At 48.6% G+C, this 21,341-nt stretch carries 21 protein-coding genes; 9 read left to right on the top strand and 12 right to left on the bottom strand.

Annotation, left to right across the window (positions count from 1 at the left end):
• Positions 1-47: 47 nt before the first annotated feature.
• The gene (locus tag CFF01_RS05795) at positions 48-749 is read right to left on the bottom strand and encodes a type 2 periplasmic-binding domain-containing protein (RefSeq protein ID WP_157704949.1); all 702 of its coding nucleotides are present in this window, start codon (positions 747-749) and stop codon (positions 48-50) included.
• Positions 750-904: 155 nt separating this feature from the next.
• Here CFF01_RS05795 and CFF01_RS05790 point away from each other — a divergent pair, with 155 nt between their 5' ends.
• The 3 genes from CFF01_RS05790 to CFF01_RS05780 all read left to right on the top strand — a co-directional run bounded on the left by CFF01_RS05790 (position 905) and on the right by CFF01_RS05780 (position 2,524).
• Positions 905-1,153 (top strand): type 2 periplasmic-binding domain-containing protein, encoded by a 249-nt coding sequence (locus CFF01_RS05790; protein ID WP_033537500.1) that lies wholly within the window; start codon positions 905-907, stop codon positions 1,151-1,153.
• A 67-nt stretch (positions 1,154-1,220) separates the two neighbouring features.
• Positions 1,221-1,925 carry a tRNA (adenine(22)-N(1))-methyltransferase TrmK gene (locus tag CFF01_RS05785; RefSeq protein ID WP_088904167.1) on the top strand — a complete coding sequence of 235 codons (705 nt, stop codon included), beginning with the start codon at positions 1,221-1,223 and terminating at the stop codon, positions 1,923-1,925.
• Between the two features lie 35 nt (positions 1,926-1,960).
• Entirely contained in the window at positions 1,961-2,524 is a 564-nt protein-coding gene (locus CFF01_RS05780) for an NUDIX hydrolase (protein ID WP_088904166.1), read from the top strand.
• Between the two features lie 51 nt (positions 2,525-2,575).
• On the opposite strand, the gene CFF01_RS05775 is transcribed toward CFF01_RS05780, so the two are convergent.
• From CFF01_RS05775 to CFF01_RS05765, 3 genes are all read right to left on the bottom strand, one after another.
• Positions 2,576-3,490, bottom strand: a complete 915-nt coding sequence (locus CFF01_RS05775) for a pseudouridine-5'-phosphate glycosidase (protein WP_033537497.1) — start codon at positions 3,488-3,490, stop codon at positions 2,576-2,578.
• Positions 3,484-4,575 (bottom strand): PfkB family carbohydrate kinase, encoded by a 1,092-nt coding sequence (locus CFF01_RS05770; protein WP_088904165.1) that lies wholly within the window; start codon positions 4,573-4,575, stop codon positions 3,484-3,486. Before CFF01_RS05770 ends, CFF01_RS05775 begins: the two co-directional genes overlap by 7 nt.
• Positions 4,576-4,833: 258 nt before the next feature.
• Entirely contained in the window at positions 4,834-5,286 is a 453-nt protein-coding gene (locus CFF01_RS05765) for a YaiI/YqxD family protein (RefSeq protein ID WP_088904164.1), read from the bottom strand.
• Positions 5,287-5,444: 158 nt separating this feature from the next.
• Here CFF01_RS05765 and CFF01_RS05760 point away from each other — a divergent pair, with 158 nt between their 5' ends.
• Positions 5,445-6,143 (top strand): DUF2461 domain-containing protein, encoded by a 699-nt coding sequence (locus CFF01_RS05760; protein WP_088904163.1) that lies wholly within the window; start codon positions 5,445-5,447, stop codon positions 6,141-6,143.
• Positions 6,144-6,155: 12 nt separating this feature from the next.
• On the top strand, positions 6,156-7,025 hold the full coding sequence (locus CFF01_RS05755; protein ID WP_232479513.1) for an SPFH domain-containing protein: 870 nt from the start codon (positions 6,156-6,158) through the stop codon (positions 7,023-7,025).
• 6 nt (positions 7,026-7,031) lie between these two features.
• Here the strand turns inward: CFF01_RS05755 and CFF01_RS05750 are convergent, their stop codons facing one another.
• Positions 7,032-7,631 carry a TetR/AcrR family transcriptional regulator gene (locus CFF01_RS05750; RefSeq protein ID WP_088904162.1) on the bottom strand — a complete coding sequence of 200 codons (600 nt, stop codon included), beginning with the start codon at positions 7,629-7,631 and terminating at the stop codon, positions 7,032-7,034.
• Between the two features lie 427 nt (positions 7,632-8,058).
• Here CFF01_RS05750 and CFF01_RS05745 point away from each other — a divergent pair, with 427 nt between their 5' ends.
• Entirely contained in the window at positions 8,059-8,694 is a 636-nt protein-coding gene (locus CFF01_RS05745) for a glutathione S-transferase (protein ID WP_088904161.1), read from the top strand.
• A gap of 99 nt (positions 8,695-8,793) precedes the next feature.
• On the opposite strand, the gene CFF01_RS05740 is transcribed toward CFF01_RS05745, so the two are convergent.
• The 5 genes from CFF01_RS05740 to CFF01_RS05720 form a co-directional block, all read right to left on the bottom strand.
• A complete protein-coding gene (locus CFF01_RS05740) occupies positions 8,794-10,533 on the bottom strand; it encodes a hypothetical protein (protein WP_088904160.1) in 1,740 nt (579 codons plus the stop codon).
• Between the two features lie 47 nt (positions 10,534-10,580).
• Positions 10,581-11,672: a DUF4297 domain-containing protein gene (locus CFF01_RS05735; RefSeq protein ID WP_088904159.1), complete on the bottom strand. Its 1,092-nt coding sequence runs from the start codon at positions 11,670-11,672 to the stop codon at positions 10,581-10,583.
• 1,382 nt (positions 11,673-13,054) lie between these two features.
• Positions 13,055-13,438 carry a 4-carboxymuconolactone decarboxylase gene (gene pcaC / locus CFF01_RS05730; RefSeq protein ID WP_088904158.1) on the bottom strand — a complete coding sequence of 128 codons (384 nt, stop codon included), beginning with the start codon at positions 13,436-13,438 and terminating at the stop codon, positions 13,055-13,057.
• A 256-nt stretch (positions 13,439-13,694) separates the two neighbouring features.
• Positions 13,695-14,555, bottom strand: a complete 861-nt coding sequence (locus CFF01_RS05725) for a patatin-like phospholipase family protein (protein ID WP_088905887.1) — start codon at positions 14,553-14,555, stop codon at positions 13,695-13,697.
• 90 nt (positions 14,556-14,645) lie between these two features.
• Positions 14,646-15,122 (bottom strand): MarR family winged helix-turn-helix transcriptional regulator, encoded by a 477-nt coding sequence (locus tag CFF01_RS05720; protein WP_033537489.1) that lies wholly within the window; start codon positions 15,120-15,122, stop codon positions 14,646-14,648.
• Between the two features lie 352 nt (positions 15,123-15,474).
• On the opposite strand from CFF01_RS05720, the gene CFF01_RS05715 reads away from it, so the two are divergent.
• Together CFF01_RS05715 and CFF01_RS05710 are read left to right on the top strand one after the other, a co-directional pair.
• On the top strand, positions 15,475-16,866 hold the full coding sequence (locus CFF01_RS05715) for an RsmB/NOP family class I SAM-dependent RNA methyltransferase (protein ID WP_088904157.1): 1,392 nt from the start codon (positions 15,475-15,477) through the stop codon (positions 16,864-16,866).
• A 46-nt stretch (positions 16,867-16,912) separates the two neighbouring features.
• Complete coding sequence (locus CFF01_RS05710) at positions 16,913-17,176, top strand: hypothetical protein (protein WP_088904156.1); 264 nt, start codon at positions 16,913-16,915, stop codon at positions 17,174-17,176.
• Between the two features lie 113 nt (positions 17,177-17,289).
• On the opposite strand, the gene CFF01_RS05705 is transcribed toward CFF01_RS05710, so the two are convergent.
• On the bottom strand, positions 17,290-17,826 hold the full coding sequence (locus tag CFF01_RS05705) for a YfaZ family outer membrane protein (protein ID WP_198387128.1): 537 nt from the start codon (positions 17,824-17,826) through the stop codon (positions 17,290-17,292).
• Between the two features lie 283 nt (positions 17,827-18,109).
• Between CFF01_RS05705 and CFF01_RS05700 the strand changes: the two genes are divergently transcribed.
• Positions 18,110-18,598, top strand: coding sequence for a glutathione peroxidase (locus tag CFF01_RS05700; protein WP_088904154.1), 489 nt, complete (start codon positions 18,110-18,112; stop codon positions 18,596-18,598).
• Between the two features lie 848 nt (positions 18,599-19,446).
• On the opposite strand, the gene CFF01_RS05695 is transcribed toward CFF01_RS05700, so the two are convergent.
• Positions 19,447-21,270, bottom strand: coding sequence for a M1 family metallopeptidase (locus CFF01_RS05695; RefSeq protein WP_088905886.1), 1,824 nt, complete (start codon positions 21,268-21,270; stop codon positions 19,447-19,449).
• Positions 21,271-21,341 lie beyond the last annotated feature (71 nt).

Genomic DNA, 21,341 nt, shown 5'->3' with positions numbered 1-21,341 from the left:
TTTAACTATCAAACAAACACCAGCATTACAGCCAGGATAAATCAGGCTTAATACCCCTTGGCATTAAGGTCTCTTCGCGCCTTAGCCGCCTCGTCACAGCCAAGATTTAGCCAGATGCCAACGGGTGTACTGTCTAGCAAAGTCGAGGAAAATTGATAGTCTTTGGCATCAACACCCAACTCACTAAAGAGCATGGGGCCTGAGATATTATCGGCAAAGGCATAGTCGACTCGCTGTTTAAGCAACAGCTGTAATCCCTGGCGAATCGTTTCCACATTAAACAGGGTTATCCCCGCCTGATTAAACTTAAGTCCCAGACCATCACGAGAAAACCCTCTTAAAAGGGCGATGCGGCTGCCCGCTAGATCAGACAAGTCTTGCCAGGAAAAAGGCTCTGCTTGACGCTTACGATATAAGCCCAACTCAACTGGTTGGCTAGATAAGGGGACATGAACATAGTTAGATGAAGCCTGCTTAGGCGGATAGAAACTGGCGCACCATTGCCCAGAATGAATCAACTTATTGGCCCTGGCGGCAGAATAAAACTGTGGTTTCAAGGTAACCTGAGAATCGGCTAATGCCTGTTCCAGCATACCGAACGCCGTCCCATGGTCACCATCAGCTTGGGACTCTTGCGTGAACGGCGGGTAGTTGATGGCGACGACCTCAAGAGGAACAGCCCTCACCCAGGCTGAGCAAAACATCAACAGCGTCACAGACACAGAGAACTTACGCATATAACCAGTCACTCAACCTCATATACCTTCGCTTGCTCTAAAGTATAGCTAACTAATATAGACTAGCTCCCAGAGTTAATATGGTCACAATAGGCCATAGACCCCCTTTTGCCTGAAACTCAGACTGGTATACTAGTGCCATTATTTATCAACTGATGATATTGAGCATGACAGAGCCAAGTAGCAGCAACACCCAGAAGCTAGATTTCTCCGCCATCAACAAGACCACGGCGAAGTCCTTTAACGAGCAGAAAAATCTGATCAAGCGACTGTTTAAGGGCAACAGCGCCCAGTGTGATACCTGCAAACAACCATTAAAGTTAGTCGTGCCCACCGAAAAGGCAAAAACCGGTCACTACGGCGTGTTTTGCAAAAAAGGCTGCACCGATATTCTGCTGGAAATCGACCTGCTGTAACGCAAGGCAGGAAACTCACGCCAGTCATGCCAAGAGCCCCTCTTTAAGGTTATAACGAGTCCACCGCTTGAAACTCAGTCAACGCCTCACTCAGCTAGAAAACATGGTCGATGGTCGCTACCCCCATATCTGGGATTGCTGCTGCGATCACGGCCTGCTCGGCGCCGCCCTGCTAAAACGCCAGGCCGCACCGACCATACATTTTGTCGATATTGTGCCGGACATCATGCAAGGCCTCACCGACAAGCTAAGGCGCTTTTATCCGCCAAGACCAGATACCGCCAAATGGCAGGTGCACTGCATGGATGTGGCCAAACTTCCGCTTGATGACTATGTCACCGATGCGCCCCATCTGGTGATCATCGCAGGCGTTGGTGGTGAGCTAACCTATGAGTTGGTGAGCGCTATTCAGCAAAAAGCCGATACCCTAGGACAAAAGATCGAATTTCTGCTCTGCCCTGTGCATCACACCTATCAACTCAGAGAGAGGCTCAATGCACTCGGGCTAAAGCGCTTCGATGAACGACTTATCAGCGAAAATAAGCGCTGTTATGAGCTGTTGCATCTGGCACGTCAGGCAGAGCATCCCATCACGGCGATTGGCGACAGGCTATGGTCATCGGCGCCCATGGCGATTCAGCAAACCTACCTTACTCGTCTATTAACCCACTACACCCAGGTGCTTAGGGGCGAAAATCCAATCGAGCAACGCCAATTGCTCAGCCGCGCCATTCAAGACTACCAAGCTCAGCTCAATCAACTTGGCGTCTAAGGCTTGCTCTTTATCATCTTCAACCGAGTCCATTTATGCACCTGCTTAAATCCACTATCCATCCCGACCTTAATGCCGCTACGCCCGATGCGATAGCCGGGCAAGGCTTCACCCGCCGCGCGGCGCGCGCCATAGTGCTTAGGGGCAGTGAAATCTTGATGCTCTACACCGCGCGTTATCACGATTACAGTATTCCCGGTGGCGGCGTGGATGAGGGCGAAGATATTCGCCAGGCCCTGATGCGCGAGCTGGAAGAGGAAACCGGCGCCCACACTATTGAGATATTAAGCGAGTTCGGCCGCTATCAAGAGTTTCGTCCCTGGTACAAGCCTGGGTTCGATTTTGTGCAGATGGAATCTTTCTGCTTTGTTTGCACCATTGGCGAAGAGCTGGGCGATACCAAACTTGAGAGCCATGAGCTGCAAAATGGCATGCGCCCGGTCTGGATCGATATTCACCAAGCGATTGCCCATAACGAGCACACTATGGCCCACAGCGAAAAGAAGGGACTGTCTATCGAGCGCGAGACCTATCTACTCAGGCTGATCCGCGATGAGCTACTCACTAATGAAAGTCACCTCAAGATAAACTGCCCGTAACCCCACAAAAAAGAGCGCCTAAGCGCTCTTTTTTATACCTATTGCTAGCAATTAACGGCTGTACTCGCAGGCGATCTGCGCCGCCAACTTGGCATTGTTAAACACCAGCTGAATATTGGCCGCCAGGCTGCTGCCCTCTGTCTTTTCGGCCACCTTGGCGAGCAGGAATGGCGTCGAGGCCTTACCTGAAATCCCCTTGGCGTCCATCTCTGCCACGGCATCTTTAATCACCTGATCGATCATCGCCTTATCCAGGGCATATTCGGCCGGAATAGGGTTGGCGACCACCACGCCACCTTTGAGACCCATCTGCCACTTGGCCGTCATAGCATCGGCCACCTGCTTAGGCGTATCCAGACGATAGTCGACACCAAAATCACTCTCGCGGGTGTAGAAAGCAGGTAGCGTCTCGGTTTCATAACCTACTACAGGCACACCTTGGGTCTCTAGGTATTCCAGGGTCAAACCGATATCCAGAATCGATTTGGCGCCGGCGCACACCACGGCCACATCGGTATTAGCCAGCTCCTGCAGGTCGGCAGAAATGTCAAAAGTCTGCTGAGCGCCGCGATGCACACCGCCAATGCCGCCAGTGGCAAATACCTTGATGCCAGCCATCGCCGCTAAAATCATGGTCGAGGCCACAGTGGTCGCGCCATCGGCCTGCTTAGCAACGATAAAAGGAATGTCACGGCGACTGGTCTTGATCACCGCTTGGCCCGCCTTACCCAGATACTCGATCTCGTCATGGGTCATGCCCACCTTGAGCCGCCCCTTTAAGATGGCGATGGTGGCTGGCACCGCGCCGTTGTCACGGATAATCTGCTCCACCTTGAGAGCGGTCTCGACGTTTTGCGGATAGGGCATACCGTGAGAGATGATGGTCGATTCCAGCGCCACCACAGGACGGCCGGCATCCAGTGCCGCTTTCACTTCTGGGTTGATATCTAGGTACTGCGCTAACATAGAGACTCCTTGATAACTCGGTTAACTGATATTTCTGACATATTGGGATTGATGGTTGCCAGATCCGACAGGGCAACCACTGCCGCCGCCATGGCAAACTCGGTCGACTTGCGAGTCGACCAGTCTTGAATAAAGCCGTGGGCTAGGCCCGCCAGGAAGGCATCTCCGGCGCCATTGGCATTGACCATATCAACTGGAATGGCCGGAATATGGGCCTGCTCCTGACCATCGCTGTAGAAGACGCCGTCAACTCCCAGGCTCAAGAAAACGCGCTTAACGCCTTGGTCATGGAACCAGTTGGCCAGCGTAGGCAGTTCGTTGTAGTTGGCGATTGAGATCCCCGAAAGCTGCTCCGCCTCTTTGAGGTTCGGCTTAAGGGTATGCACGGCACTAAGATAGGGCTTGATCTTCTCCGCCTTGGCGCAGGAAACCGTATCGACAAACAGCGGAATATCGGCAAAGTTACTCAGCAGATAGGCTAAGGCCGCCTCACTGAGATTGGCATCGACTATGATAAGACTCGCCCGTTTTAGCATGGCTTGCTGAGCCTTGAGCACATCCACACTCAGGCGTTCGAGAATCGCCATATCGTTGATCGCCACATGCATGTCGCTATCGCCGTCGAGCACGGAAAGATAGGTTGAGGTCACGCCATCACTTAGTTGGAGACTAGGTTTCATGTCGATACCGGCCCGCTGGCAATGTTCGACGATCTGCTGACCATAGGCATCTTTACCCACGGCGGTCATCAAACGGGTATCAGACCCCAAGCGAGCCAGGTTCTCGGCGATGTTACGCCCCACTCCGCCAGGCGAGCTGCTTACGCTGCCCGGATTAGAATCCCCCACCCGCAGACTAGACGCGGGGCGACCGAGAATGTCCATGTTGGCACCGCCAACTACCACGGCATACCTGGCTTCTGCCAGAATATAGCCCTTGCCACGAATAACCCCTTTATGGGTCAGATTCATGATATGTCCCGCCACCGCTGAGCGGCTGATGCCAATGCGGTCGGCCAGCTCCTGCTGTGGGATCAAAGGGTCTTGCTTGAGTAGTGCTAAGATTTCTAATTCACGTTCCGTCATTCAGGCGATCTCTCTAAGCATAGGTATCGCTCGCCACAGCAAACAAATGTTTGTATGGCAAACTTTTGTTTTAAAGTAATCGATTTGAACAGAGGGTGCAAGAGAAACAAAATCAGAATCAAGTAGTTATGTGAGGCCCGCCTCATTCACCTGCAGCAGATATTCCATCTTGATAGGCGCTGAGGCGTCAGCAAGTACTCACTTTTAGCCACAAAAAAAGCGCCAAACAGGCGCTCATTCATCGAGTGGCAGCGCAGCTTAACGCTTATGGTGCTTAGTGATCAGGCGATCCAACTGGTTACCGAAGGCCTGCTTCTCACTCTGGCCGATAGCCGCCGGGCCGCCGGTCTGCACGCCGCTGGCGCGCATGGTGTCCATAAAGTCACGCATGTTGAGAATGGACTTAATATTTTGCTCAGTATAGAGCTCGCCCCTTGGATTAAGCGCCAGAGCGCCTTTATCGATAACTTCAGAGGCCAAAGGGATATCGGCGGTGATCACCAGATCGCCAGGGGCGGCGCGGCGCACTATCTCATTGTCGGCCACATCGAAGCCGGAGGAGACAGTCACCAGCTGAATAAAGCGCGACGGCGGAATACGCATGGCGTGGTTCGCCACTAAGGTCACGGCAATCTCGGCGCGCTCGGCGGCGCGAAACAGTATCTCTTTAATCACGCCGGGGCAGGCATCGGCATCGACCCAAATCTTCATCTCTTCTTCCTGTCATCACAGTCAATCATGGCTGCGAGCACTATAGCATAGCTATCGCGCTTTATAACGAGTGACCTTATTCCTCAGCAAGCGGTATTAACACTCTAGGGAACTATTATGGTAATTTATTCAAGATATTGATTTTTATTAGATAGATTATGACCACATCAGCCCCCAAGGAAGCGCTATTTAGCCCGGATTGTCTCGATTTTCTCGCCAAGCTGGCAAGCAATAACGAGCGCGAATGGTTCAAGACCCATCAAGCCGAGTATGAGGCTAAGGTACGCACTCCCGCACTCAAGTTTATCGATGCTATGGCGCCTCATATCAAGCAGCTCTCGCCGCGGCTGACTGCCGTGCCCAAGAAGGTCGGCGGCAGCCTGATGCGCCCTCAGCGCGATGCCCGTTTTAGCAAGGATAAGACCCCCTATAAGGTTAACGTTGGCATACAGTTTCGTCATTTTCAGGGAAAAGATGTACACGCTCCTGGACTGTATTTGCATATCGCCAACGACGGCTGCTTTCTCGGCGCGGGGATCTGGCACCCCGACAGCAAGGCGCTAAGCCAAATTCGCAGCTGCATCGATGACAACCCTAATGCCTACAAACAAGCGCTTAAACAGCTCAGCGCTGCGGGCTTTGTCATGGAGGGGGATAGCCTGCAGCGACCGCCCAAAGGCTATGACAAGCACCACCCCATGCTAGACGAGCTTAAACGCAAAGACTTTATCGCTATCAAACCGCTCGACCCACAGCAGCTGTTTGCCAACCATTTCGATACCTGGTGCGCCGAGCAATTTAGCCAGGTCAATAAACTGATGGGCTACCTCTGTTTTGCCCTGGATCTTGATTATTAAAAAGGACTTTTAATGTTTAACCGCAAACCCAACAAGCTATTTACCCCGCAAGGCTTTAACGCCAAAGGCTTAAAATTTATTGCGCCGCTGATTATCGTACTGCCTCTGGCCACTGGCCTAACGGGCTGTACCAACCCCAACACCCCTGCGGGAGAAGAGAGCTATGTGTTTGAGAAACCGCGTATTTTTGGCGCTGGTGGCTATCGCGGCACCCTGATTGGCCCAAGCAACTATGGGGTATCATTGTGGCGCAACGAGGTGATCAACATAGATATGCGCCCCAACACCTACACGGAAAACTTTAAGATCCTCGCCAAGGACGATCTCAATATCAGCTTTAACTTTCATGCGGTGATCGCCATCAAATCAGGCACGGTAAAAGAGGTGGTGGAAAAATATGGCGCTGAAAACTGGTATGTCCGCTTCGTGCGAGAGACCTTCCGTACCTATGTACGTGACGAGGTGCAGCGTTATGACAGTGTGGCGCTAAAGGAGAACCGCTCGGAGATCGCCGAGGCAGTATCGGTCAAACTCAACGGCTACCTCAAGACGTCGCCCTTCCAGCTCAACAATGTGATTGTCGGTAACATCAACTACCCCGACATAGTCGCTATCGCGGTTGAGAAAAAACTCGCCGCCCAGCAGTTGTTGTCGGAGAAAGAAACCCAGAAAGAGATCGCCCAGAAGGATGCGGAGATCCGTATCGAAGAGGCCAAGGGGATAGCCAAGGCGCAGCAGATCATCAACGAGACCCTAACCCCCAACTACCTGCAGCACGAGGCGATTAATGCCCAATTGAAGATGGCCGACTCACCCAACCATACCACTGTCTATATTCCGGTCGGCACCAACGGCATCCCTCTGATTAAAGGTGCCAAATAATCGGCCTTAGATGACAGGTGTGTTCGATTTAAGCGAATGAAGATAGCTCAGTAGCACCTCACGCGCCTGGGCGATACGCGGCTGTTGCCTGGCCTTGCCCAGCACGCGTATTCCTTGCATCTGCATCACCAGAAAGCTGGCCAGCTGCGCACTTTGGGCGCTGGCCACTAACTCACCCCTTTGCTGCGCGGCGCCGAGCACACGCTCAAACGTCTGGTGCAGCTCATCGAACAGGCGGGCACAGATCCCTTGCACTACCTCATCGCTGAGGTATTTTTCCAGCACGGCATTTTGCAAGAAGCAGCCAAAAGGCTGGGTCGATTGCTTGACGATAAAGGCTTCAAGGTAGGTCACTATCTCGTCTAGACCCGCCTCTTCGGCCAGCAGCGGTGAAAGATTAGGCATGGCGTGGTTATCGAAATAGTAGCCCAGCGCCTCACGGTACAGGCTAAGCTTATCGCCGAAGCTGTTATACAGGCTAAAACGGTTGATCTTAAGGTGCTCGACCAGATCCGCCACCGAGGTATCAGCATAACCCTTCTGCCAGAACAGCTCCATGGCCGCTATCAGCTTCTCCTGCCTATCAAAATTACAACTTCTCGCCATAGATGATTTTGCTCTGAGTTTATAGGGTCTGTTTATCTTTTGAGAACAAATTTTGTTCTAATTGAGTACGTTCAAATTGAGGCACTAGGCTTGAGGTATAGTAATTCTATATAAAAGCCGAGTAACAAAAAGTTGAACATACTCAAGACGACCCCTTCGGGCAGCGTCTGTATCATTTTTCTACTGCGTTATCGCTCATTGATGTAGCACACTACACTGCAATCGCTCTGCCTTGTATAAAATCGATACAGAATACTGCAAAAATGAACGCAAAAGTTCAACAGACCCTAGTTAAGCGTTCGCAACAAGTTTCTTGACCGAACGTTCAGATATGAATTAGATTCTATTCTAAACGAGCGTTCAGTTAAAGCGAAAACCTTCAACTGAGGGCACCACAACAACTTTCACAAGAGTCAGAGAGGGATAGATGAAACTCTACGAATTAGCCATGACCCCCAGCGCCAGACGCGTCAATATCTTCCTTAAGGAACTTGGCATCAACGAGCAAGAGATAGGTCTTGAGCGCGTGAGTCTTAACCTGCGCGGGGGTGACAACCTAAATGATGAATTTAAGGCCATTAGCGTCAATGGCCGCATTCCGGTGCTGGAACTCGACGACGGTCAGAGCCTATGTGAATCGGTTGCTATCTGTCGTTACTTCGACGAGATCACCACATCAAGCCACTCACTGTTTGGCGATACGGCGCTGGAAAAGGCACAGGTTGAGATGTGGCAACGGATCTGTGAGTTGCAAGGCCTGTTCGTCGCCTTTCAGGCCTTTAGAAACATCACCAAGATATATGAAGACAGAGAGCGCTGCGTCGAGGCCTGGGGCCAAGAGTCCCGCCAGCGCGTGATAGAATTTCTACCCACGCTTGAGAAACAGCTCAGCGAGCAGCCTTTTATCGCCGGCCAGCAATTCTCTATCGCCGACATCACCGCTTACGTAATGATGAGCTTCATCAAACACCTGGAGATCACCCCAAACGACGACCAGCCCCACCTCACCGCCTGGCTCGCCAAGATGGAACAACGCCCCTCCATCATCGCCGTCAACGGCTAACACAGCTTCTAACTATGAAGGGCTAAAACAAACAAGGCGAGCCCAAGCCAAAGCTCAAGCTCGCCCCTATTAACGCTTGGTACAGGTGCGCCGAAGGCGTCACCTGGAACCACTTGTTATACGTTTCTCTGATGATTCAAAGATATAACTATAAGTCTCATTCAACTCTTTATATTTTTCAGCTTCCAGTAGTGAATGTTCTTTCTCTAAAAAGTGAACTTTTCCTTGTGACTTTATTGCTGAAAGCTTTGTTGAATCCATTCCACATAGAAAAATTTGTGAATTTTTTGGTGTATTATTCATTATTAATGAAACTATGCTTTCGTAATGGTCTGCGGCTTGCTCATGCTGATTAGGAGTGTCAATCACAAGTGGACTTAAAGCCTCCTCACTGTACATGCTTATAAGATTGTAGAAGCTGACATAATAAGCAAGCATTGCTCTTGAGCTTTCTGCAGCCCCACCACTTTTTGCGACCTTTGCATGAGTCTCTGGTGATTTAATACTAGAAGTGTTAACACCAAATGCTCTCAACTTTGCAATATAATTTGGGAAAAGCTCTAAGAATTTTTCTTTAACCTCTTTTCGACTTTCTTTGACAGTATCATTCCTATCCTTACCTAAGTTTTTTTCGTCTGCTTCTAAGGAGTAAAAATGTTCAAGTTTGATGTTTTTGCTGCTATTGACTTTGTGGGTTACAGAATGAGCTGCAACAGAATCAAGTATGTTTTGAAATGTTATTGGATTACCATTATCTTCCTTTTTGTAGTATTTCTCATTTAGTACTTCTATTTTGCGCCTAATATCTTTCAGCTCACCCTCTTTATTTTGAACCGTACTCTCAGACCTTCTAAGTGTTCTTTGAAGTCTTTTAACAACCTGTTCGGCTTGCTCTTTATCTTTTAGCAGAGCAAATCTATTTACTAAAGTGTTGTCGTGAACTACTCCACATGTAGGACATTCAATTTCTTCTTCTATTTCTTCTGCAAACTCATAATCTTTTTCTAATTCGCTAACAGCTTCATTTGCAATTGCAAGCTGGCTTTGTATGTGTGCTTTTTCTGCTCTAAGTTCTGCGAATTCTTCAAAGACTAACTCCTGTTTGTTATGTAATTCAAGTATTTTATACCTCAGCTCTTCTTCTATCTCATCAAATTCTTCTAAGTTTACTGTAGTCTCAATACTAGGAATGAAATCACTGACAATTGATATAGCAGTTTCGTAATTTTCAATCTTGTTTTTAACGACAGCTTTTTCTCTTTTTTTCTCATATATATCTTGAGTCAGGTCAAAATAGCTTTTTTTGATCATTCCTGAATGGTATTCGATGATGGGCTTTTTCCAATCAGCAAATTGCCCAAGTTTATCAAATGATGACCACGCATTTGACCAGCTTTGTTTTTGATCTATGTAAAAAGGAAGAAAATAAAATGCAGGTGGAGGTGTTATAACTTCATCTTTATTTCTCACAGGCAGTAAAGCATTGAAGTTGACAAGCTCAGAAACCTTTTTAGAGAATTCGCCTGAAACACCTACGTAACTTTTGAAGTTTATACCGTCATCAGAAATGAAAAAACGGTTATCATCTCTAGCAACCCAGTATGCCTTGCTATTAATTTCAAATTCAACAATACCTTTACAAGACAAACCTTTCCACTTGTCGTCGAATCTTGGGTCGCATCCGAAACACCAGAAAAGGTTTTTAACTACCGATGATTTTCCAACGCTATTCTCGTCCTCGGCTAGAATCAGATTGTATCTGTCTGAGAACTCTAATTGTTTGGCTTTCTTTTCTAGGTTGCTTATTATTGTTAGTTTCTTGAACTTCAAGATTTTCATGTGTTTTATTCCTTAAATTCCTAATAAGCTTTTTGTATGTGTAAGTGTCAATATTCATCATTTGCAATCAACTCATATAAAAAAGCACCGGAGAAATCCTCTGTGCTAGGAAAGTAGTTTTTTAAAAGCTCCGTTCCTTGAGCTAAGACATAAGCTTCTAGCTCAGCTGCAGTAGAAAATCCATCAATATTAGAATTTATTATTTCTTTTATCTCAACCGAAACTTTGTTAAGCTCACTATCACGACTGCTTAGCTTTGCAGTATAGTACCTATCGAATGCACTTACTATTTTTCGCCGCCTCAAGGAGCCTAAGTTATATTCATTTTTTAGAATATCTATTAATTCTGCAGTTAGATTTTCATCAGGCTTTCTTTTAACATGCTGAGTGATAATTTCATCTACCTGACGACTCGTGACAGCTTTCTTTTTTAATGATGCATCCCAATCATAATAGTCAAAGCTATTCTCACCCTTTCTCTGCAGATCTCTTATTATACAGCTATAAATAGAGCTTGAATTGTATGTGCAGCCTGGATTCCGCTTGTTTATAAGTTGACTAATTTTACCTTCAACAACGTAGTCAAAGCCTTTTTCTGGCAGCTCAGGAATTATAAAAGCCAGCTTTTCTTCTAAGATATTCTCTTTATCAATACCAGAAATACAAGCTAGTATTTTTTCTTTCTCTTCCTTTAACAGTAAACCTACTTTTATGACTTCAAAAGATAATCCCTTTTTGTGTAAATCGAAACTAAATCCTCCAGTGGAGACAAAATTTACGTTGGATATTTTGTCTGAGAATTCTTTGTTGCACACACTGTCGGCTAGCTTTTTTAGAGGTGATGCTGTGTTACTTTTATCTTTTGAGAGTGTATTGACAGTTGACTTACTGGATATTTCTTTGATTTGATTGAACTCGAATAGTGCTTTTTGGCTATCGAGGCTATTTGCTAATGTTACATCTTCATGCTCTTCTACAAAAATTGCGTATTCATTGCCATCGCTATGCTCATCGAGCATTCTACAAAATGCCCAGTGATATTGATAATTATACTTTCTAAAAGTTTCACTTCCTGCCTTTTCTCTTTTAGCATCCACCCCCAAAGGATTAATGCTGCTATCTAATTCCTTTTCCTTCATATTTTTCCTTTGAAATTTTAGAACTAAAAATTTTTGGGTTTACTCTAAACGTATAACAACTTATTAATGAGACCTTACAAGGTAAACTACCTTGTAAGGTAGGAGACCAAGCATGTAAATAAGCGGGGGCAGAGTCATCTTCTAAAGGAGGTGATTGGCGCATGTGGTTGGCTTTTTCATTCCCTGAATGGCGTAGTCGATGTTTGATTCGAGTTGGCCTAGCTCTGTCCTTAATTGGTGATACTTTAAACTATCTTCTGGCTGGCATTCAACATGTCATGTCACATTTAATCAAAGATTTTTACTAACAAGAATAGTGGCTTGAGCCCACTTTCCCGGATCAGCGGCAATCGAAGAAGCGTTAAATACCAAGTGTAGATACGGCTGTGACCTTCGGTTTCAGGGATGAAACCGCAGAGCGGCCAGGGATGGCGCACAGCGTGTCACAGCAGTATCTGCACATAAGGTCGCTCTTTCACATCCATGTGATCGCGACATTGGTACATCCATGTACAGCACCCGCCGGGCAGGCGATAGATTACAGTGAAGGTTCGACCTTCAAACACCTTACCAAAAAGCATTCAGGTAAATGCCGCAACTTGGAACAAACCGAAAGTCCCAAGACACCAGAAGAAGCCAAATCGAAGAGACGGTAGATACCGAGTGTAGATACGCCGGTGAGCTTCCGAAACAGGGATGTTTCGGTAGAGCCTAAAGGGATTTATTCACGGCGTCTCACAGGTGTATCTGCACATCCCACGCCGGGCAGGCGTTAGATAATCATGAAGCTATGGTTTGAAGTCCCCTTCCAAATACCTGCATTCATTAGGCACTCAGGCAAAAGCATCAACACGCATGAGTAGCCTTAAATCGAAGAGATACCAACACTGGTGTAAGCACATCCATCGCTCTTTCACATCCATGTGATCACGACATTGGTACATCCATATACAGCACGCGCCGGGCAGGTGATAAATCACAGTGAAGGTGCGACCTTCAAACACCTTACCAAAAAGCATTCAGGTAAATGCCGCAACTTGGAACAAACCGAAAGTCCCAAGACACCAGAAGAAGCCAAATCGAAGAGACGGTAGATACCGAGTGTAGATACGACTGTGAGCTTCCGAAACAGGGCCGAAAATGTTCCCGACATTTTTCGGCATTCCCTCCATCCTTGGAGGTCAGATGGCGCACAGCGTGTCACAGCAGTATCAGCACATAAGGTCGCTCTTTCACTTCCATGTGATCACGACATTGGTACATCCATGTACAGCACCCGCCGGGCAGGCGATAGATTGCCATCAAGGTACGGTCTTCAAACACTTTAATTAAATAAAGTTGCAGCCAAACGCTACTAAAGCAAACCAAGGGATTGCCAATCCCTACTCCCCTTCCTGCCACTCGGCTATCACCTCATTCGCCGCGCGAAACGCCTCGACGCCCGCCGGCATGCCGCAGTAAACGGTGGAGTGCAGCAACACCTCTTGGATCTCCTCGACGGTGCAGCCGTTACGCAGTGCGCCGCGTACATGCCCCTTGAGTTCGGTAGATGCCTTGAGCGCCGCAAGGGTGGCTATGGTGATCAGGCTACGGGTTCGCCTGTCTAGCCCCTCTCTGGCCCACACTTCTCCCCAGGCGTTGCGGGTCACCAACTCTTGTAGTGGCTGGGTAAAATCGCTGGCCGATGACAGCGCCTTGTCTACAAAGCTATCGCCCATCACCTCGCGCCTGATGGCTAACCCTTGATCGTATTTGGCCTTATCCATGGGGACTCCTTTAACATCATGATTAAATTGATACTTTAATAAAACAGCTGTTTAAGTTGCTTGTAAAACAGCCAAAGGTCAACCTAAATCAATGCCAATGCGACTAAAGCACCAGAGCTGATTAATACCAAGGTTAAGGGATAGATTGCGGCTATATTGACAGAGCTTGCCACTTGCAGGAAAGATTGCGCCTTACGTGGCAGGACAATATGGAACTCGTGCAAGATGCTCGTAGCTAGTTGCTAGGTATTAGGTGCTAGGTGTTAGCGATAAACGCCATCAGCTGAGGGATAAAGGCTTCACCCTCTCGAAGGCCGCGGCGATAAACGGCCTCTACCTTAGTAACATCCCGCTCAAGGCGAGACAGCCCAAGGGGCGTCGCGGGCTGCAATACCAAAGCCGTGCCGTCAGCTTGCGCCTGTGCCAACTCATCGAGCGCCCGATTGTAGGTATTGTGACGTTCAATCAGGGCATTGGCCACCTTGGGATAGCGACGATAGAGACGCTTAGCCAGCCATTTGGCCTTAAAGGCCGATTTTCGATAGTCCTGCTCCTGGGTCAGGATCACCACCTGGCGCTTAAAACCATCTTTACGAGCCTGTGCCAAGGGGATCGGCGCGCCTATGCCACCATCGAGATAGGGCGTTCCCTTGAGCCAGGTCGGTCTTGAGATAAAAGGCAGGCTGCTTGAGGCAATAAGCACCTCTAATAAGGTGTCATGATCGCTAAAGTCACTCATGCCAAAAAAGTCAGTTTCGCCAGTGAGGCAGTTAAAGGCGCCCACCTTAAACTCAGCCTCACTGTGAGCAAAGGCGTCAAAATCATAGGGCACTAACTCATGGGCCATGCGACGATAGGTAAAATCTGTGTTCACATAGTTGCCGTTACGCAGCAGATGCTTAAGCCCCATATAGCGCTTATCGGCAAGAAAATTTTGTTGAATGGTCAGGTTACGACCCTGTTGGCGTGAAAGATAAGAAGCAGGATAAATAGCACCAGCCGACACGCCCACCAAGTACTGAAAATGAAGCCCAGCTTTTAAAAAGGCATCGAGCACACCTGCGGTGTAGATGGCGCGCAGTCCGCCACCTTCCAATACCAAGGCGCAGTTATCTATCTTTCGCTCGCTAGCGTACACATCACCATTGTGACCCGTTGTTCTGTGCTGCTCAGGCACATGAAGCGATGGAGAATCTGCGCTAGCCACTTACTCTTCCGCCTGGATCTGCCCAACTAACAACACAGGGGCGGCATCTAGCTCTTGGGCATCCATCATAGAAGCAATACGTTCAACGGCTGAAAGTAACTGGCTCTGCTCCCAATCTTCAAGATTTTGATAACGCTTGATAAAATGTTCCTGAAGCGGCTTAGGGGCTGCCCTTAAAATCTCGATACCAGCCTCACTGAGCGACAGATGCCACTTGCGCTTATCTGACTCGCTGCGGGTTCTCACCACCAAGTTTCGCGCCTCGAGACGGTCGATAATGGTGGCAACCGTAGCCGGACTCAGCGCCACTTCCTGGGCGATCTCCTTGGCGAGCGGGCGATCATAGGCGGCAATAGTCTGCATCACCATCAGCTGGGGCCCGGTAAGACCTGATTGCTTATTGAGCTGCCGAGAATGTATATCGATGGCGCGGATCACGCGGCGCAGCGAAATCAGTAGTTGTTCGTACTTTTCCATAATCTCCTCTCGTTTCAGCCGCACCATACCAGAAAAAATTTCCAGACTCATGCCCCAATTAGAAAAAAAGCAATACTAGCTTATCACTTGCTCTGCTTTTGCACTAATGACAAAGGCTGAGCACGGCGATAAATCATCCACAGCCTTGGCTTAGACTTTGGGAAGGCAATAGGGCTCAAGGATCACGGACAGTCGAAATTAACAGCGTCAAATAAGGTGAAAAAATGCTTGGGCAAGATGACGGGCCGAGCCCTTATCTTAAGAAGCCAGTAACCAGCTTGGTGATAGCAAATAGGCCGACTTCTGGTACACTTGCGCCCTTAGTAATAGATCTTAGCTTAGGCGTATATTCATGGGCGACTCCACATCTTCGACAAACACACCACCAGCCACCCACCTGGCCATTGCCAGCCTATCGGGTGAAGCCCTGCATCAGGCGGTGGACGCCCAAAGCGGCGCCGAAAAACGCGCCCTAAGTTATAGCCTGACCATACATCACCTATTTTGTGAAACGCTGAACAGCAAACTGCCAGGAGATCGTATTCTGGCCGATTATTTTCGCGCTCATAAGAAACATGGTTCGAAAGACAGACGAGTGATCCGCGAGAGCCTGTTTGGCTTGTTTCGCTGGCATGGCTGGCTTAAAGGCTTGCCTCAGCAAGACGCCACCCAACACTGGTTTGCCCAGCTCGCACTGACCGCCACCCTTGAATCCCACGGCTGGCAGGAGATCATTCAGGCATGGCGCGGTTTTAGCGGCTTAGCTGAGCTTGGCCAATTAAACCCCAACAGCAGTTTGACAGAAAAACAGGCCCTGCTTGAAACTTCTATTCCCGACCAAGCATTTGCATTTGACGACCTGGCCCCCGACTGGTTTTGGGCACACTTTCCTGCTTCACCAGAGATGCGCCAACAGCTGGTTGAATCCCTGTGTAGCCGTCCGCCTATCTGGGGCCGCCTGCAAGGGATCACCCTAGCAAAGGCTCAAGCCCAACTCGCCGAGCAAGGCATCACGGCAAGCGGCAGCGACTTTTTCAGCGATGCCATCAACCTGGGTCACAAGAGTCTCAACCTCAATGCCCTACCTCTCTATAGTGAGGGCAAGTTAGAGATCCAAGACTTGGGCTCTCAGGTGATAGGCAATATCTGCGCGCCAAAGGCCGATGAGATCTGGTGGGACGCCTGCAGCGGCGCCGGCGGGAAGAGTCTGCAACTGCGCTCCTTGATGCTACAACAAGATAAGCAGGCCAGTGGCAAGGTGATTGCCTCAGATATTCGTCGCAAGCCACTCGAAGAACTGGCCAAACGCGCCAAACGCGCCAAATTCAAAGGGATCACCACCCAGCCTTGGCTGTCAGATGCCCTACCGATACCCGCTCGCCACTTCGATGGCGTACTGGTCGATGCCCCCTGCAGCTGCACCGGCACTTGGCGTCGCAACCCAGATATGCGCTGGTTAGATGATGCCAGCGCCATCACGGACAAGGCCAACCTGCAACTGGATATCTTAAGTCGCGCCTGTGAGGCAGTAAAACCCGGCGGCTCGCTGGTTTATGCCACCTGCTCTATCAGCCCGGCTGAAAACCAGGCCGTGGTAGAAGCCTTCTTAAAGACGCGTACTGATTTTAGTCTGCAGACCTTGACTCATCCCTTTACCGGCGAGGCGACGTCAATGCTGACCGTACTGCCCTATCAGGCAGATAGCGACGGTATGTTTGTCGCTAAGATGATACGCCAAGACTAGTCGTCCCCTAGTTTCTTCAGCGCCGTGGCCTCACGGCGCTCGTGTCATGAGTTCGTCTCTTCCCTGTCACCTAAACGTCATCTTGCCTATTTACCATGCCACTTGCATTAAGGTTCAATCACAAGAGATTGGTGAGATCATGTCACACTATGATGAGTTTGAGATGGCATCTAAAGAAACCCCGACGTGGGAATTCGATGCCCAGGATAAATTACGTAACAAGCGCAGCAAGCAGAGGCGTCGACATCAATCTAATCAGCCTAAGCGTTACGAGCATGATGACGAGTTCGACCAAGGGATTTGGCGATAAGCAGTGGCGATAAGCTGTGGCGTTAAGATTTAGCGCAAAGATTTAGCGCAAAGATTTAGCGCTTTGACAAGCCGCGCGTGAACGCCAATTGGCGTTCACCGGGGGAAACCTTCTTAAAAACTGGCACTCGCGCCAATGTAGAAGCCTGTATCAAAGGTATTGTCACGACGATCATCATATTGCAAGCGTATGTTGCGATAACCGACAAATAGCCCCAGGCTAGGATTTACCTGATACTGGACCTTACCATCTAACTCATACTGCCCGTCGACGCTGCCAAAACTGAGTACCGAAGGCGCATAATAAGCCGAAGCTTTTAGCGCAATGTTTGATCCCAGCGCTAACGAATAGCGGCCACCAATGGCGACTACACTGCCGTTACTGCTGTTTTTCGCCCAATAATGCGAAAACTTAGGGCCAACCTCAAAATGATGAGCCCCAGCATCATGAGTCATATGGGCCGCCGCCGAGATACTATGGCCTTCATCATCAGAATAAAGATACCCCATCACCAGATTGGCCGACGGACTAAGCTCCATCTGCAGATCTGTGGATATAACATCATCATTGATCCCCACGTTCAGGTTAGTCGCCTGAGCCGTCAGGCTGAAGCAGCCGACAATCATCAGCGCCAATTTTGTTTTCATCATCACCCCTTGATAGGTCTTTTTACTATCGCCGCAGGGTATCAAACTGATGCAGACGCCACCATTAAATATACTTCATCAACTTGTTTTAAAAGGGGTTTATAACATTTCACCACATAAGTTAACGATACCTTATTACAACTGAAATAAACCACCTACAAAGATGGCTAACAGATAAGCCGCACAGTCCACCTCCAATGTCGGTGTCTTCCCTAATGAACCTCATTTAAATTGCGCACAATCTATTTTACTGCTAGGCTAACCCCATCAACGAGAGGAAGCGACTATGTCTATTTATGATTTTTCACTGACCCGTATCGACGGCAGCACCCAGTCGATGGCAGATTTCAAAGGTAAGGTACTGCTTATCGTCAATACCGCCAGTAAGTGCGGCTTTACGCCGCAATATCAGGCCCTACAAGCACTCTATGACCAGTTTGGCCCGGAAAAATTTGCCGTACTTGGCTTTCCTTGCAACCAGTTTGGTCAGCAGGAGCAGGGAGACGAAAGTGAGATAAGTCAGTTCTGTGAATTAAACTTTGCCGTAAACTTTCCGCTATTTGCCAAGATAGAGGTTAACGGCAACCAGGCACATCCCTTGTATCGATACCTCAAACGTGAGGCTAAAGGCCTGTTGGGCAGCGAATCGATTAAATGGAACTTCACTAAATTTCTGGTAGATGGCGAAGGAAAAGTGCTGGAGCGCTTCGCTCCCACCACGACCCCCGAATCATTGTCAGAAAAAATTTCAGCTTTAGTTAACCAATCCAAATAGATAAGAGAATGTTGGAAATATTTTCAAACATTTTTGTTTATTTTTTGAACTTATCACTGTTTGAATACTCCAAATATTGAACGCGAAGATTTGCTTTTCATGTTCATCATTCTCCCTGGGACTTCTAGCGCAGTCCCCCTAGATCTGCATAGATCGACAGGCAACCCTTCTTGGTTGCCTTTTTTTATTAATCCATAAATATCATAATGTTAATTGAAATTTAGTTGTTAAATGTCTGTCATCGAGTGAACATCTAAGTTGGACAGTGACATACAAGGCCTCAAGATACAGGCCCGTTGAAAACCCATAAAAATGGTCACTTTCCTGGGACTTAGAAAAAAAATCCGAAATTTTTATAAGCTTTATTGAACTAATCGGGACTTGCTGACTCTGATTAAGTGAACGGATTAGCGGATTGGGTAACTCGTTGCAAAGTAAGCTTTACTGCGAATACCTGGTTTATGTTTCATTGTTCATCATCATTTCCCTTTGGCGACCGATTGGTCCCAAGAGCATTAACCTCGCTAGCGCAATAGGTTAATAACTCGACACTATTTAGCTTTATGGCAACCTTTGGTTGCCATTTTTTTTGTCTTTTTGATGGGATTTTTGAGCCAGGAAGCGCCTAAGGCGAGAAAATGACAATTTATCAATTTTTTTTGAATCACTGGGGAACTAAGTGAAAGATGGTGACTCTGATAAGGAGTAACAGATTTTTCATCATTGTTTGTTCATCATCTCCCTTTGAGACCTTGTTGGTCTCTGGAGCCAAGAAATTTCGCTAGCGCACAAGTTTCTTTCTCCATATTAATTGTTATGGCAACCCCTTGGGTTGCCATTTTTTTTACCTAGCCCAGCAACTGTTTATCTAGGTGTACCGACAGCGATGGATGGTACCCTCCTCTCGCTTTTTGATAGATGCTACGCACCTCCTGCTGATATCCCGCCAGCAACAGCTCGTTATACAGGGGCCTGACAAACTTCCCCCGACCTATTTTAATCAAATATGCCTCAACGAAAGGCAGTACTGGATCATATTGATTACGGATCGCCACTCGATACCAATCACAGGCGATTTCGGCATTGGTGCTACGACTGAAATCGAAACAGGTATCGAGATCGATCAGCGCCTGCTGGTCGAGCACCTCGGGCAGGCTGTTTAAAAAATATTGCCAATGGTGTACGCGCCAATCACCCGTATTGGCCTTATTGAGGGGCTCTCCGGCGAGCCAGGCAGTACGCAGATGATCGACCTTCTCCAGACTATTGGAAGTGGGCGGCACAAACCAAGATGGCATCCCAGTGCCATAGACCCACTCCTGCAACTCGGCCTCTGTTAACTTATCATCATATTGGGTCAGCAGGGTTGACTTGGCGTACTCGACAAAGGTTTCTGTGGTGATCGCCTGAAAGGCAAAATGATTTACATAATCAAACAGAAAACGGTCGAAGTCGGCGCGGCCAAGGCGATGCTCCAGCTCATGAACAAACATGGAGGCCTTATCATAGGTAAAGCGGTTAAAGGCATCATTTGGGTCACCCGCCTGCACATTGGCCGGCAGAGTCTGCGAGGTGAGAGGCATACTGATAAGCTCCTCTTTAAGGCGACCATATTCCAGTACCACCTCAAGTTCAGCCAGTTCCTTGCCATACACAGCTTCGACAATACGGTTAGTGAAATAGGTGGTAAAGCCCTCATTTAGCCAGAGATCACGCCAGGTGGCATTGCTGACCAGATTGCCGGTCCAGGAGTGTGCCAGTTCATGGGCAACGGTCGATACCAGGCTTTTGTCTCCTGCGATCAGCGTCGGCGTCATAAAGGCGAGTCTGGGGTTTTCCATGCCGCCAAATGGAAAGCTTGGCGGCAACACCAACATGTCGTATCGTCCCCAGGCATAAGGCCCCAGCAGGGATTCGGCGATCTCGACCATCTTCTCGGTATCTTCAAACTCCTTCACCGCCGCACTCAAAATCTGAGGTTCGGCATATACCCCAGTGCGAGGACCGATAGCACCAAAGTGCAGATCCCCGACGGCAATGGCCAACAGATGGGTAGGAATTGGCTTTTCCATCTCGAAATGGAATATTCCCTCTAAGGGGGCATCACCATGATTCATGGCACTCATCACTGCGCGCATCCCTTTGGGCACTTTGATCTCGGCATCAAAGGTGATTCTGGCCCTTGGGGTGTCTTGCAGTGGCACCCAGCTACGCGCATTGATAGGCTGCGACTGACTGAACAGAAACGGAAGCTGCTTGCCGCTGGTCTGCTCTGGCGATAACCACTGTAAGCCCTGGGCCTGAGGCGAGGTATGGTAATTGACGATAACCTCGCTGCTGGGCTCGACGAGTGTGATCACCAGGCGCTGACCGCGCACGCTATCTTGCTGGTCGAGCTGAAATGCCAAGGCATTACCAGCCTGGTCATGCACACTCTTGATAGTCAGTTCACGCGTGTCGAGATAGAGGCTGCGACAATCGCCATCGCGATAGTCCAAGGTTAAACGGGCGCTGCCACTCAGTTGCTGCGCTGCAAAGTCGACGCTTAAGGCTAGACTCAGGTGTGTGACCCTGAGGTCATCGACATTAGCAAACGAATGATGGTCTTGTTGATTATCCCACTGCTCTGCCACAAGGAATCCTTTTTTTTTATGATGAAGGGCTGGTGCCATTTTAGTCCCGGTGGCCTCGAATGTCATCGCCGTAAGCAAAGGGCTCATCTTGATAAGCGGGTGTAAATTGA

Origin of the sequence: Shewanella marisflavi (genome assembly GCF_002215585.1) — a bacterium.
Classification (GTDB): domain Bacteria; phylum Pseudomonadota; class Gammaproteobacteria; order Enterobacterales; family Shewanellaceae; genus Shewanella; species Shewanella marisflavi.
Note: the sequence above shows the minus strand (reverse complement) of the source record. Positions and strands in the feature narration are given on the sequence as shown.